Origin of the sequence: Blastococcus sp. CT_GayMR16 (assembly GCF_004570875.1) — a bacterium.
Classification (GTDB): Bacteria; Actinomycetota; Actinomycetes; order Mycobacteriales; family Geodermatophilaceae; genus Blastococcus_B.
Genome location: NZ_SPQK01000018.1, coordinates 44,694 through 57,866, shown reverse-complemented (window position 1 = coordinate 57,866; position 13,173 = coordinate 44,694). Strand labels below are relative to the sequence as shown.

At 72.1% G+C, this 13,173-nt stretch carries 12 protein-coding genes; 6 read left to right on the top strand and 6 right to left on the bottom strand.

The features are described from left to right. Positions 1–46: 46 nt before the first annotated feature. Genes E4P38_RS17445 through E4P38_RS17430 form a run of 4 tightly spaced genes read right to left on the bottom strand, consistent with a single transcriptional unit; the run spans position 47 to position 5,585 of the window. Complete coding sequence (locus E4P38_RS17445) at positions 47–1,921, bottom strand: hydantoinase B/oxoprolinase family protein (RefSeq protein WP_135133224.1); 1,875 nt, start codon at positions 1,919–1,921, stop codon at positions 47–49. Then, the gene (locus E4P38_RS17440) at positions 1,918–4,002 is read right to left on the bottom strand and encodes a hydantoinase/oxoprolinase family protein (protein ID WP_135133223.1); all 2,085 of its coding nucleotides are present in this window, start codon (positions 4,000–4,002) and stop codon (positions 1,918–1,920) included. The genes E4P38_RS17445 and E4P38_RS17440 overlap by 4 nt, the downstream gene beginning before the upstream one ends. 46 nt (positions 4,003–4,048) lie before the next feature. Then, positions 4,049–5,143 (bottom strand): winged helix DNA-binding domain-containing protein, encoded by a 1,095-nt coding sequence (locus E4P38_RS17435; RefSeq protein ID WP_135133222.1) that lies wholly within the window; start codon positions 5,141–5,143, stop codon positions 4,049–4,051. Between the two features lie 25 nt (positions 5,144–5,168). Next, positions 5,169–5,585 carry a MarR family transcriptional regulator gene (locus tag E4P38_RS17430; protein ID WP_209309162.1) on the bottom strand — a complete coding sequence of 139 codons (417 nt, stop codon included), beginning with the start codon at positions 5,583–5,585 and terminating at the stop codon, positions 5,169–5,171. A gap of 68 nt (positions 5,586–5,653) precedes the next feature. Here E4P38_RS17430 and E4P38_RS17425 point away from each other — a divergent pair, with 68 nt between their 5' ends. The 5 genes from E4P38_RS17425 to E4P38_RS17405 all read left to right on the top strand — a co-directional run bounded on the left by E4P38_RS17425 (position 5,654) and on the right by E4P38_RS17405 (position 10,499). After that, positions 5,654–7,504: an ABC transporter ATP-binding protein gene (locus E4P38_RS17425; RefSeq protein WP_280791094.1), complete on the top strand. Its 1,851-nt coding sequence runs from the start codon at positions 5,654–5,656 to the stop codon at positions 7,502–7,504. Positions 7,505–7,572: 68 nt separating this feature from the next. After that, complete coding sequence (locus E4P38_RS17420; RefSeq protein ID WP_135133221.1) at positions 7,573–8,655, top strand: alkene reductase; 1,083 nt, start codon at positions 7,573–7,575, stop codon at positions 8,653–8,655. A gap of 122 nt (positions 8,656–8,777) precedes the next feature. Further along, positions 8,778–9,014, top strand: a complete 237-nt coding sequence (locus tag E4P38_RS17415; protein WP_135133220.1) for a hypothetical protein — start codon at positions 8,778–8,780, stop codon at positions 9,012–9,014. Positions 9,015–9,083: 69 nt separating this feature from the next. After that, on the top strand, positions 9,084–9,419 hold the full coding sequence (locus tag E4P38_RS17410; RefSeq protein WP_135133219.1) for a hypothetical protein: 336 nt from the start codon (positions 9,084–9,086) through the stop codon (positions 9,417–9,419). Positions 9,420–9,659: 240 nt separating this feature from the next. Next, positions 9,660–10,499: a diguanylate cyclase gene (locus tag E4P38_RS17405; protein ID WP_245161105.1), complete on the top strand. Its 840-nt coding sequence runs from the start codon at positions 9,660–9,662 to the stop codon at positions 10,497–10,499. 105 nt (positions 10,500–10,604) lie between these two features. Here E4P38_RS17405 and E4P38_RS17400 read toward each other — a convergent pair whose 3' ends face one another. Continuing rightward, positions 10,605–11,033, bottom strand: coding sequence for a hypothetical protein (locus tag E4P38_RS17400; RefSeq protein WP_209309161.1), 429 nt, complete (start codon positions 11,031–11,033; stop codon positions 10,605–10,607). 163 nt (positions 11,034–11,196) lie between these two features. Beyond that, positions 11,197–12,414 (bottom strand): EAL domain-containing protein, encoded by a 1,218-nt coding sequence (locus E4P38_RS17395; RefSeq protein ID WP_135133217.1) that lies wholly within the window; start codon positions 12,412–12,414, stop codon positions 11,197–11,199. A gap of 123 nt (positions 12,415–12,537) precedes the next feature. Between E4P38_RS17395 and E4P38_RS17390 the strand changes: the two genes are divergently transcribed. Beyond that, positions 12,538–13,158 carry a dihydrofolate reductase family protein gene (locus E4P38_RS17390; protein WP_135133216.1) on the top strand — a complete coding sequence of 207 codons (621 nt, stop codon included), beginning with the start codon at positions 12,538–12,540 and terminating at the stop codon, positions 13,156–13,158. Positions 13,159–13,173: the final 15 nt, after the last annotated feature.

Below are 13,173 nucleotides of genomic sequence, written 5' to 3'. Positions count from 1 at the left end.
TCTGCTTACACCTGTAAGCAGAGCACGATCGTGGCAGAGGCAACCGCTACAGGACGTCGAACTCGTTGAAGGTCGCGCCACCGGAGAGCGTGGCGTAGCCGGGGCCGCGGTCGAAGAACGGCTCCTCGCCCGTGCGGACGCTCCGCCGCTCGTTCCGCAGCGCGTCGGTCGCCTCGACGTCCGCGGTGCCGTCGTCCGTGACCACGACGCCGTAGTCGGCCCGGGCGCCCTCGACGGACACCTTGCGCCAGGCGATGTCGCGCAGCACCTCGTCGACCGGGCGGTCGAGCGGGTCGCCCCAGCCGCCGCCACCCGTCGTCCGGATGCGGACGACCGTGCCGGCCTTCAGCGGCTCGGCGTCGGCGAGCGCGTCGACGTCGTGCTCGTCCGGTCCGCCCGGGTCGACGGTGACCTGGAACGGCCGCCCGGCCTTGCCGCCCTTGACGCCCCAGCAGGCGAGGATCGAGCGGTCGGCGATCGACATGAAGTGCGCGTCGCGCAGCACGCGGATGTGCTTCTCGTAGCCGCAGCCACCGCGGTAACGCCCCGCGCCACCGGAGTCCAGCGCCAGCCCGAGCCGCTCCACCCGCAGCGGGAAGCGCCCCTCGGTGAACTCGGTGGGCAGGTTCCGCGAGTCGGGGACGACGTGGATCGTGTCCTCGCCGTCGGCGTAGTAGCGCCCGCCCGAGCCGCCGCCGAGCACCTCCCGCATGAGGTAGGACTCGCCGCCTGCGTCGGTGCCGTAGACGCCGGTGTAGCGGATCGTCTCCTGGTCGGCGGGCATCCGGCCGCCGGTCGCCTTGGCCAGCACCCCGGCCAGGACGCCGAGCAGCCGCAGGATGACGAACGTCCGGGCGTTGGTGGGGGCCGGGAAGATCGGCGTGAGCAGCGTGCCCTTCTCCGGGAAGCGCATCTCGATCAGCGGGACGACGCCCTCGTTGACGTCGAGCTGGGCCATCCGCTCCGGCGTCTCGGCCAGGTTGCGCAGGATCGGCGCCAGCCACTTCTTGAGGAAGTTGCCGTCGGCGTAGTCGCCGCAGTGGTTGATCGGGCCCTTGGCCTGCGGGCCGGTGCCGGTGAAGTCGATGACCAGCGGGACGTCCTTGGTGGAGTCCATGATCAGCGTGATCCGCTGGCGGTGCAGCTGCGGCTCCTCCACGCCGTCGTGCTCGGCGTAGTCCTCCCAGACGTAGGTGCCGTCCGGGATCTGGCTGAGGATCTCGCGCCGGTAGACCTCGGTGGAGTTGGACAGGATCGCCTCGAAGCAGGCCTCGACAGCCGCCACGCCGTAGCGGTCGAACAGCTCACCGAGCCGGCGTGCACCGGCCAGGCAGGCCGAGCACTCCGCGTCGAGGTCGGCCGCCAGCGAGTCGGGCATCCGCGAGTTGCGGGTCATGATCTTCAGGGCGGACTCGTTGGGCACGCCGCGGTCCCACAGCTTGATCGGGGGGACCATCAGGCCCTCCTCGTACACGCTGGTCGCGGCCGACGGCATCGAGCCGGGGACGGCGCCGCCGATGTCGTCGTGGTGGCCGAACGCCTGGATGAACGCGACGACCACGGGGTCACCGGTCTCCACGTCGGCCGCGAACACCGGCACCGTGACGCACAGGTCCGGCAGGTGGCCGATGCCGCCTTCGGAGAGGTAGACGTCGTTGTGGAAGTAGACGTCCCCGACGTTCATCGTCTCGATCGGGTAGTCGCGCACAATCGGGTGCACGAGCGCCGAGTACGAGCGGCCGGTCAGCTTGCGCAACTGCCGGTCGTGGATCCCGGCCCGGAAGTCGTGGGCATCCCGAATCATGGGGGATCTCGACGTCCTGCCGATGGAGGTCTCGACCTCCTTCTCGATGGCCGCCAGCGTGCCGGCGACGATCTCGACGAGCACCGGGTCGGCATCGACCTTCTGAGACTCGGTCACAGGGCCGACTCCTTCGTGAGCAGCAGGTTGCCGTAGGCGTCGACGGTGACGGCGAAGCCGGGGTGCACCGGGACGGTCGAGCCGAATTCCTCGATGATCGCGGGGCCGGGAACCACGTCGCCGGGCCCGAGATCGGGCCGGTTGTACGTGGGCGTCTCGATCCAGTCGTCGAAGAACACCCGGCGCGACCCCGTGACGGCCCGGTCCGTCCCGCCGTCCTTGGGTGCGAGCTCCACCAGGTCGGGACGGCGGATCGGCCCGATCCCGCTCACGCGCAGGTTGACCCACTCCACGGCCTGGCGCGGATCGGTGGCGAAGTCGTAGCCGTAGAGCTGGCGGTGCGCGGCGTGGAACGCCTGGGCGACATCCTCCGCCGAGGCACGGTCGAGTTCGCCGTCGGCGACCGGCACGCGCACCTCGAATGCCTGGCCGACGTAGCGCAGGTCCGCCGTCCGCTGCATGCGCTGCTCGTCGCGGCCGAAGCCCTCGCCGTCCAGCGCCCCCTGCGCCCGGCCCTCCAGCTCGCCGAACACCGACTGCACGCGGTCGAGGTCGAGGTCGAGGTGCTTGCTGACGACGGTCTGCACGTAGTCGTTGCGGACGTCGACGGTGAGCAGCCCGAAGGCGCTGACGTTGCCCGGGTTCGGGGGCACGAGCGTGCGGGGCAGGTTGAGGATGTCCATCAGCCGGCAGGCCAGCAGCGAGCCGGAGCCGCCGAACGTGGTGAGCGTGAAGTCGCGGACGTCGAGACCCTTGGCGACCGTGACCTGGCGCAGTGCGTTGGCCTGGTTCCAGGCGGAGATCTCGAGAATGCCGGTGGCGACGCGCTCCAGCGTGAGGTCGAGCTTCGCGCCGAGCTGCTCCAGGCCGGTGCGTGCGGCATCGACCGAGAGCGGGATCTCCCCGCCCAGCAGGTGCGGGGGGATCCGGCCGAGGGTGACGTGGGCGTCGGTGACGGTCGGCTGGTCGCCGCCGTTCGGGTAGCACATGGGGCCCGGGTCGGCGCCGGCCGACTTGGGGCCGACCTTGAGCGTGCCCTCGGGGGAGAGCCAGGCGATCGAGCCGCCGCCCGCGCCGACGGTGACGACGTCGATCATCGGGATCTTCGACGGGAAGTCGCCGACCGAGCCCTCGGTGGTCAGCGCCGGCTCGCCGTCGATGACGACCGTGACGTCGGTCGAGGTGCCGCCGCCGTCGCAGGTGAGCACCCGGTCGAAGCCGGCGGTGCCGGCGATCAGCGCGGCGCCGAGCGCGCCGGCGGCGGGGCCGGACAGCATCGTGGTGATCGGCTGGTGAACGACCTCGCCGGCCGACAGCACGCCGCCGTTGCTCTTCATGACGTAGAAGGGGACGCCCGGGGCGATCTCGTCCAGGCGGGTGCGGATGTTCGTGACGTAGGCGCCCACCTTGGGCTTCACCGCGGCGTCGACGAGCGTGGTGACCGAGCGCTCGTACTCGCGGTACTCCCGCAGCACCTCGCTCGAGATGCTCACCACGGCGCCGGGGTGCTCGGTACGGATGACCTCGAGCATCTGCTGCTCGTGGGCGTCGTTGGCGTAGGCGTGCAGGAAGCAGACGCCGATCGTGGTGATCCCGGCGTCCCTGAAGAAGCGGGCGGCCGCGCGGGCGTCGTCGGCGTCGAACGGCCGCACCTCGGTGCCGGTGTGGTCGAGCCGGCCGCGCACGGTCCGCACCAGGTCGGCGGGCACGATCCGCGGCGGCTTGACCCAGAAGTAGCTGTTGCCGTACCCGTCGGGCACCGACTGGCGGGCGATCTCCAGCACCGACTCGTAGCCCTCGGTGGTGATGAACCCGATGCGGTCGAGCTTGCCCTCGAGCAGCTGGTTGGTCGCGACCGTCGTCCCGTGGCTGACAGCAGAGATCGTCGCCCCGGCTGTGTCGTCGGAGATGTCCATCAGGCCCAGGACCTTGCGGACGCCGTTGAGGAACCCCTCGGCCGGGTCGGCCGGGGTGGACGGTGTCTTGGTGGTCGTGGTCTGACCGGTCTCCTCGTCCACGGCGACGACGTCGGTGAACGTCCCGCCGGTGTCGATGCCGATGCGGACCCGGCGCTCAGTCATGCCGGTACCTTAGCGATGAGATATCCCCTCGGGAAGTGGTGCGGCTTCAGTCCGTGATCTCGAGGTTCTTCAGCGAGATGCCCCGGAACGCGGCCAGTCGTTCGGCCTGCCCGCCGATCTCGGTCCGGTTCTCCGGCGGCACCGGACTCCAGAGCTCGACGGAGACGGCGACGGCGGAACCGGACTTCCGCGCCCGCCAGGTGCCGGCGATCTCGCCGTCGACGAGCACGCCGCCCGGGCGGCCGAGCACGCGCCAGAGGTCCTTGGCGCGGGCGGTGTCGTCCACCAGCAGCGGCCGGTCGCGGGCCTGCAGGTAGAGGTCGAAGGGGCCGAGCAGTCGCGTCGCGGGAGCAGGATCGTCGTCCAGGCGGTCCACGTCGTCGGCGAGCAGCCACCGCCGCTCGCCGTCCACCAGCACCTCGACGGCGTCGGCCGGCCAGCGGGCCTTGATGTCCTTGACCGGGGCGTCGAGGTAGCCCGCGACGTGCTGCGGCGTGGCCGGGCCGAGCAGTCGCAGGTACGCGCGGACGACGTCCAGCCGGTCGGGGACCTCCTCGGCGGGAGTCAGCCCGGGCACCGGCCGCAGCACCGGGGGTGAGGTGCCGGGCTCGAGCTCGAGTCCGGCGCGCAGGGCAGCGAGGCGGAACGGCTGCTCGTAGCTGTGGATGGCGTTGCACGGCACGCAGAAGCGGAGGTAGGGCTCGGGCAGCGCCACTGTCAGCCGCGTGGACATCTCCCCCTTGACCATCGGCTCGCGGACGATCGACCGCATCGCGTCGGCGACCACGTCGAGCCCGGCGAGGTTCGGGATGCCCGCTGCCTTCAGGGGCTTGGACGCGTCGAAGATGCGCTTGCCGGCGTCCGCGTCGGAGAAGGGTGCGGTGGCGGTGGCGACAGCGGCCAGGTCGCTGCGGCGGTAGACGTGCGGCGCACCGCGGATCGTCCAGACGGTGGCCAGCTTGCCGGCCGGCGGGGCGTCCACGCCGCGGATCGCCAGCGCCCACAGCGCGCCGTCGGCACCGGTGTCCTGGACCCCGATGTCGAGCACGGCGGTGTCGGCGAGGGTCCCCGAGGGGCGGTCCAGCTGCTGCGCGCGCACCCGGAGGTCGAGGACCTGCCGCCGCGTCACCTCGATGCCCACGAGGCCGATCTTGTCCTGCCCCGCGTCAGTCCGCGAGGGCCCGCAGGATCCGGGCGAGTTCCGCTCGATCAGCGGCCGGGAGCCGCCCGAAGAGCTGGGCCGCGTCGGCCACCCGGGCCGCGTCGATCTCCGCGCGGATGCGCCGTCCCTCGGCGGTCGGCCGGAGGATCACCGCCCGCCGGTCGCCGGGATCCGGGGTCCGCTCGACCAGACCGCGTTCCTGCAGGCCGTCGGCCACCTCGGTCGCTGAGCGGGGCGCGATGTGCAGCGCCTCGGCCAGGTCGGTCAGCCGCACGCCGTCCCGGCCCACGACCACCGCGAGCGCGCGGGCGTGGTGCGGGGAGAGGTCCCACGGCGCCAGGACCTCCCGGAAGCGCCGCCGCTGCGTCCGGGCCACCCGCATCACCAGGTCCCCGAGTTCGGCCGTCCCGTCGTCCGCCACCCGGGAATCGTAGCGGGAGCTGCGTGGTTACCACACCGTGAGGTAACCTCAGCATTCGAACTCAGGAGGTGGTCGGCATCGACGAGATGACGACGAAGAACGGCCGCGGTCGCGAGGGTGGTTCCAGGAACCCCGATCCGGCCGACAAGGCCCAGCTCGAGCGGTCGCCCGTTCGCTGGAGCCGGGTGGCCGGCCTGTTCCGGCCCTACCGGTGGCAGCTCTCGGTGGTGGTGGCCCTGATCGTGGCCAGCTCCACCGTCGCGCTGGCCACCCCTTTCCTCGTGCGCATGGTCATCGACGAGGCGCTCCCCCGTCAGGACGTCCGGCTGCTCGTCTGGGCGGTCGGCGGCATGCTCGCGGTCACCGTCGTCACGGCGGTCTTCGGCGTCGTCCAGACGTGGCTGTCGACGACCGTCGGTCAGCGGGTCATGCACGGCCTGCGGACGGCGGTCTTCACGCACCTGCAGCGCCAGTCGCTCGGCTTCTTCACGCGCACCAAGGGCGGTGAGGTGCAGTCGCGGCTGATGAACGACATCGGCGGCATGCAGTCGGTCGTCACCTCGACCGCGACGTCGGCCGCCTCGAACGCCACCACGGTCATCGGGACGGCGGTGGCGATGGCGGCACTCAGCTGGCGGCTCTCGCTGCTGTCCCTCGTCGTGCTCCCGCCGGCGATCTGGCTGACCCGCCGCGTCGCGCGGATGCGCCGGACGATCACCGCGCAGCGTCAGCGGCACCTCGCGGATCTGCACTCCCAGGTCGAGGAGGGCCTCTCGGTCAGCGGTGTGCTGCTCGGCAAGACCCTCGGCGCCGGGCCCGCGCAGTCGCAGCGGTTCACCGGCACGTCCCACGACCTGGTCGCCCTCGAGGTGCGCTCGCAGCTGGCCGGCCGGTGGCGGATGGCGACCATGAGCATCGTGTTCGCCGGCATCCCGGCGCTCATCTACCTGGCCGCGGGCTTCCCGGCGACCTCCGGCGGCATGACGATCGGCACCCTGGTCGCGTTCACCGCGCTGCAGGGCACGCTGTTCCGGCCGCTGATGGGCCTGCTCGACCTCGGCGTCACGCTGACCAGCTCGATGGCGCTGTTCAGCCGGGTGTTCGAGTACCTCGACCTGCCCGTCGACATCGACGACCCCATCGCCCCGGTGCCGGTCGACCCGGCCGCCGTCCGCGGCGAGGTCCGCTTCGAGCACGTGGGCTTCCGCTACCCGGACGGCCCCCGCCCGGCACTGAGCGACATCGACGTCACGGTGCCCGCCGGCAGCAGCCTGGCGCTCGTCGGCGCCACCGGCTCCGGCAAGAGCACGCTCGCCTCGCTGGTCGCGCGGCTCAACGACCCCACCTCCGGGCGCGTGCTCATCGACGGCGTCGACGTGCGCGACCTGGCGCTCGCCGACCTGGCGCGGGTGGTCGGCGTCGTCTCGCAGGAGACCTACCTGCTGCACGGCACGATCCGGGAGAACCTGCGGCACGCCCGCCCCGACGCCACGGACGACGAGATGACCGCCGCTGCCCGGCGCGCGCAGATCCACGACCTGATCACCGCCCTGCCCGACGGCTACGACACGGTCGTCGGCGCGCGCGGGCACCGGTTCTCCGGGGGCGAGAAGCAGCGGCTGGCGATCGCCCGCACGCTGCTGCGCGACCCACGGGTCCTGGTCCTCGACGAGGCGACCAGCGCGCTGGACAACCAGACGGAGCGGGCCGTGCAGACCGCGCTCGACGAGGCCAGCCGCGGCCGGACGACGATCACCATCGCCCACCGGCTGTCCACCGTGCGCGACGCCGACCGGATCGTCGTCCTCGACGCCGGCCGGATCGTCGAGCAGGGGACCCACGAGGACCTCATGGCCGAGGACGGCCGGTATGCCCGGTTGGCCGGGACCGCCCAGCGGGACGCCGTCCTCGTCGCCTGAGACGTGACGAGCGACGCATCCGGACCCGTTCCGGAATGGTTGCGCGGGGCAACCCGGTTGCCGCCGTCATGGACCTGTTCGCGCCCGTCTCCCTCGGGGACCTCCAACTCGCCAACCGCGTCGTCATGGCGCCGCTGACCCGGTTGCGTTCCGGTGACGCCGGCGTCCCCGGTGAGCTCGTCGCCGACCACTACGCCCAGCGGGCGAGCGTCGGCCTGATCATCACCGAGGGCACGTTCCCGAACGCGGAATCGCGCGCCTACCCCGGTCAGCCCGGCATCGTCACCGACGAGCAGGTCGAGGGCTGGCGTCGCGTGGCCGAGGCGGTGCACGCGCGCGGCGGGCGCATCGTGATGCAGGTGATGCACTCCGGCCGCGTCTCCCACCCCGACATCAACGGCGTCGGCCGGATCGTCGCTCCCAGCGCGATCGCCATCGACGGCGCGGTGCGCACGCCGACCGGCACGCACCCCTTCCCCGTCCCGCACGCGCTGACCACCGACGAGGCGCGGGCGACGCTGGCCGACTTCGTCGCCGCGGCCGAGCGGGCCGTCGCCGCGGGTCTGGACGGCGTGGAGATCCACGGCGCGAACGGCTACCTGCTGCACGAGTTCCTCTCCCCGGCGTCCAACCAGCGGGACGACGTGTACGGCGGGAGCCCGGAGAACCGCGCCCGGTTCGTCGTCGAGGTCGCCACGGCGGTCGCCGGGGCGATCGGCGCCGGCCGGGTCGGCATCCGCATCTCGCCCGAGCACAACATCCAGGGCGTCCTCGAGACCGACCCCGACGACGTGCGGGCCACCTACGACGCCCTGGTCGACGGGCTGCGCCCGCTCGGCCTGGCCTACCTGAGCGTGCTGCACAAGGAGCCCTCGGGCGAGCTGGTCCAGGACCTGCGCCGCCGCTTCGACGGCCCGCTGATCGCCAACAGCGGCTTCTCCTCGCCCACCACGCGCGACGAGGCGGTCCGGCTGATCGGCGAAGCGCACGCCGAGGCCGTCGCCGTCGGCCGGCTCGTCATCGCCAACCCCGACCTGGTCGAGCGCTGGGCCGGGGAGCACCCGGAGAACGCGCCCAACCCGGCGACCTTCTACGCCGCCGGCGCCGAGGGCTACACCGACTACCCGACGCTGGCGGCGGGCCGGAACTGACCCGCCGTCCCCGCGCCTCCTGCGAGACCGGGCCGTCGCCGAACCCCTGGACGACGCCGGTGGGCAGGAGGAGCGTTTTCTCCGTCGTCCCGTCCGGGGCGGCGCGACGGAGGGGGACGGACGTGGCGAAGGAACGGGATCTCGAGTTCCGCGTGGCACTGCGCGGCCTGGACCTGGACGAGAAGGAAGCCGAGCGGATCCGGTTCGCCGTCCAGAAGGCGGCGCTGGTCGAACTGGCGAGCATCGATGTGGCCTCCGGCTACCGGGTGCACCGGCTCACGCCTGACCTGGGCGGCAAGATCCCGCCGATCGGGCCGACCGACGGCATCGTGGCCCACCTCCCCGACCTGCGGTTCTAGCGGCCCGGCATGGGCGGGTGCACCTGCCCGAGCGGCCGGTGCCGCCCGGGCAGCCTGTTGCTGGGCATCGTGACCAGCTCCGGTGAGCTCGCGTACCTGCGTCCCCCGCCGCCGATCGACGACGAGTTCGTCGCCCGGGCGGAGGAGGGCAGGCTCCCCGAGGCACGCTTCCGGTTCGCCGAGCCGTGCGTCGAGCAGGGCTGCGCGAACTGGACCGAGGCCGGGCGCTGCTCCGTCGCCGACCGGGTGGTCGCGTCGCAGGACGACGGGGATCCGGGCGACCGGCTGCCGGCCTGCGGCATCCGCGGGAGCTGCCGCTGGTTCGCCCAGGTGGGCCGGGAGGCCTGCCGCGGGTGCCCGTTCGTCCTGCACTCGGAGGTGTCCACGGCGACCGTCGAGACCTGAACGCGACCGATCGGAACCGCGCGGGGCCCTGCTGCGGAAGAATTGCGGCGAAGACCGTGACGCGCCGGACGTTTCCCCGTTGCCCTGGTATGCGGAACCATCCCGTCCCCCGTATCGTGCCCGCACCGGACGTGCAGCGCAGCGCGGAGGCCGGCGGACCAGGAGTGCCGACGGGTGGTTGATCACGTGTGTCCACCACGGCGACACGCTTCGGCGGGTGGCCGGTTCGACGACGATCTGTTGCGCGCATTCGTCGAGTCCACCGATGCCCTGGTCTGCATCATCGACGGCGCCGGGCACATCCTGCTGGCCAACCGCGCCCTCGAGCGCTTCACCGGCCGCTCGGTCGACGACCTCCAGGGCGAGAAGTTCTGGGAGGTCTACGTCGCGCCCGAGCACGTCGTCCTCGCCCAGGACGCCGTCGAGCGCGCCATGGCGAGCGGAACCGCCCACCCCCAGGAGGGGGACTGGCTGACCGGGGACGGCGAACGCCGTCGCGTGGCGATGCGCAACACCGTGCTCACCGACGACGACGGGCTGCCCTATGCGCTCGCCTGCGTGGGCCTGGACGTCACCGACGACCGCCGGCGCGAGGAGCTCCTCCACCAGCGGGCGCAGACCGACCTGCTCACCGGCATCGCCAACCGCGGGGCGCTCTTCGACGCGCTGCACCGGCGGCTGGAGGAGGGGCCGGGCTGCGCGCTGCTGTTCTGCGACCTCGACCAGTTCAAGGAGGTCAACGACGAGCACGGGCACGCCGTCGGCGACCGGATCCTCGCCGAGGTCGCTGCCCGGCTGGTCGCACTGACCGGTCCGGCGGACCTGGTCGCGCGCTTCGGCGGGGACGAGTTCGTGATCCTCTGTCCGACCCCGGACGAGGCCGCGCTCGCCGATCTCGTGCGTCGCGTCGCCGCCGAGGTGGGGCGTCCGTTTCCGGGGCCGGACGGTCCCTTGTCGCTGGGAGTCAGCGTCGGGGTCGCGATCGGGCGGGCCGGGGAGTCGGGCGACGAGCTCATCGGCCGGGCGGACCGGGCGATGTACGGGGCGAAGACCCACCAGCGGCGGCGGCTCCCGCGCTGACAGGGAAACGGGTGCCCGTCCCGGAGTCGTAGCTCCGGGACGGACACCCGTGGAGTTCAGCGGTCGGGCGCGCGAGTTGCACCGCGGACCGCAGAGGTCAGTGCGTCAGTGGGCGGTGTGCCCGGTCCTGCGCTCGGTGCCGTGCCAGTCGTCGTCGCCCTCGGGCTCCTTGGCCAGCAGGAACGCGCCGGCGGTCCAGACGACCGCGCCGATCAGGGCGATCCAGGTGCCCACCTCGGCGGAGTAGTCGCCGCCGCGCTCGAGCGCGCCCGGAGCGTCGAGGATGTAGCTCAGCGCCAGACCGGCCGCGGCGATACCGGCGGCCATGGTGGTCAGCGAGAGACCGCGGTGCTGACGGCCGCGAGCGCGGTTCAGCGCGTAGAGCAGGGCAGCCGCCAGGCCGACGCCCAGGAAGGCGACGAGCGGGATGGTCGTGTCGGTCTCGTAGCCGGTGCCGGTCACCGAGTCGTCCTGCGTGGACACCCAGTCCAGGAAGGTGGCGATCAGGAAGACGACGACGCCGGCGGTGGCCACGTAGGCACCCATCGGGTTCGCCCGTCGGTCATGACGGAGCTCCCCCTCGTGCGAATGCGCAGCAGTACTTGAATTGGCCATGAGCGCCGGTTACCCGTCGGTAGGTCGGCGGCAACCGGATGGTGACGGAACGCACCCGTTTCGTTCCGGCGTCCTGGAACTCTCAGGAGCGCAGCAGTTCCTGCCGCGGAGCTGGGACGCGCAGCGACTGGGCCTCGCTCAGGGCCTCGGGCGGGCCGGGCCGGCCGTAGTGCCAGCCCTGGCCGTAGTCGACGCCGAGCGTGCGCAGCGCGGCGGCCTCGCCGGCGGTCTCCACGCCCTCGGCGACCACGCGGACGCGGCAGCCGTGCCCGAACTCGACCAGCGACTGCACCAGCTTGGTCAGCACGGGGTCGGAGTTGAGCCCGGTGACGATGCTGCGGTCGATCTTGATGACGTCGGGAGAGGTCACGACGATGTGCCGCAGCGAGGAGAAGCCCGCACCGACGTCGTCGATCGCCAGCCGCATGCCCTCGGCCCGGAACGGCCGGAGCGCGGCGTTCAGCGTGCCGTAGTCCTCCACCTGGTCGTGCTCGGACAGCTCGAGGAGCACCCGGGGGAGGGGCAGCCGGGCGAGCAGCTCGCCGCACTCCGGCGTCAGCAGGGTCGCTGGGGACACGTTCATCGCGATGTAGCCGCCGACGCGGTCCAGGTGCGCGGCGGCCTGCTCCAGCGCGAGCAGTTCCAGCCGGTGGCCGAGGCCGATGCTGTGCGCCTGGGCGAAGACGACGTCGGGTGCCATGCCCCAGTCCGCGGGGAAGCGGCTGAGCGCCTCGGCGCCCACGCGGTCGCCCGTGGCGAGGTCCACGATCGGCTGCAGCGCGACGACCGGCCCGCCGTCGGCGATGACCGGGCCGAGCCGGTCACCGATCTCCGAGCGCCGCTCCTGCGAGCGCACCTCGGGCTCGATGATCACTGCGGCCGCCGCGGCGAGGACGTCCATCAGGCCCTTGTCGCGCTTGCTCAGGTCCTTGTCCGTCGTCAGGCCGGCCGCGCAGAAGGTGCCGTAGAGGGAGCCGTCACTGAGGACGACGGGGACCGAGACGTAGCTGCGCAGTCGCGGCATGCGGGCCGCCGGCAGCTTCATGGCCTCGGGGAAGGCGGTGAGGTCGGGGATGACCTGCGGGATCTTCTTGTCGAGGATCGCCTGGCAGAGCGTGAGTTCCTGCTTCTGCTGGTAGCCCTCCTTGAAGAGGACGGGCACGGCAGTGTCGACGACCTCGAGGTGCTGCGTGGTGCCGTCGAGCCGGCTCAGGAAGGCGACGCTGAGGCGCAGCGACTTCCTCGCGGTGTGCAGCAGGTCAGCGATCTGCTGCTCGGCGTCCGAACGCTGCCTGCCCATAGGTCTGTGATCGGCTGATCTGCGCCTTTCCTGGAGAAAGTTTGTGCGAGCGTGTCGATGAGGAGAGGCGCTGTTCGTCGTCAGTACAAGGAGCACATCGACACGACCCCCTCGGGAGAAGCCATGCGCACGCTCGTCGTCACCACGTTCCTGACCCTGGACGGCGTCATGCAGGCGCCCGGTGGGCCGGGGGAGGACCCCTCGGGCGGGTTCTCCCACGAGGGCTGGCTGGTGCCGCACTTCGACGAGGCTCTGGGCGAGCAGATGAGTGCATGGTTCGTCGGCGCCCAGGACTTCCTGCTGGGCCGCGGCACCTACGACATCTTCTACGCCTCCTGGCCGAAGATGATCAGCGACGACCCGGTCTCGCAGGGCCTCAACTTCAAGAAGAAGTACGTCGCCTCCCGCGGACTCGACGCGGTCGAGTGGGAGACCGCGGAGCTGATCCAGGGCGACGTCGGGGACGCTGTCCGGAAGCTCAAGGCCGAGGACGGCGGCGAGCTGCAGGTGCACGGGTCGGCCGGCCTGATCCAGACCCTGCTGAAGGAGGACCTGGTCGACGAGCTGCGGGTGGTCGTCTTCCCCGTGGTGCTGGGTGAGGGGAAGCGGCTGTTCGGCGAGGGGGCGATCCCGCGGGTGTGGCGGCTCACCAGCCAGGCGACGTCGTCCACGGGCGCGCTGATGCTCACCTACGAGCGGGTCGGCGAGGTCGAGACGGGCTCCTTCGGCGCCGAGTTCGACTGATCCTCGGCGGTTGGT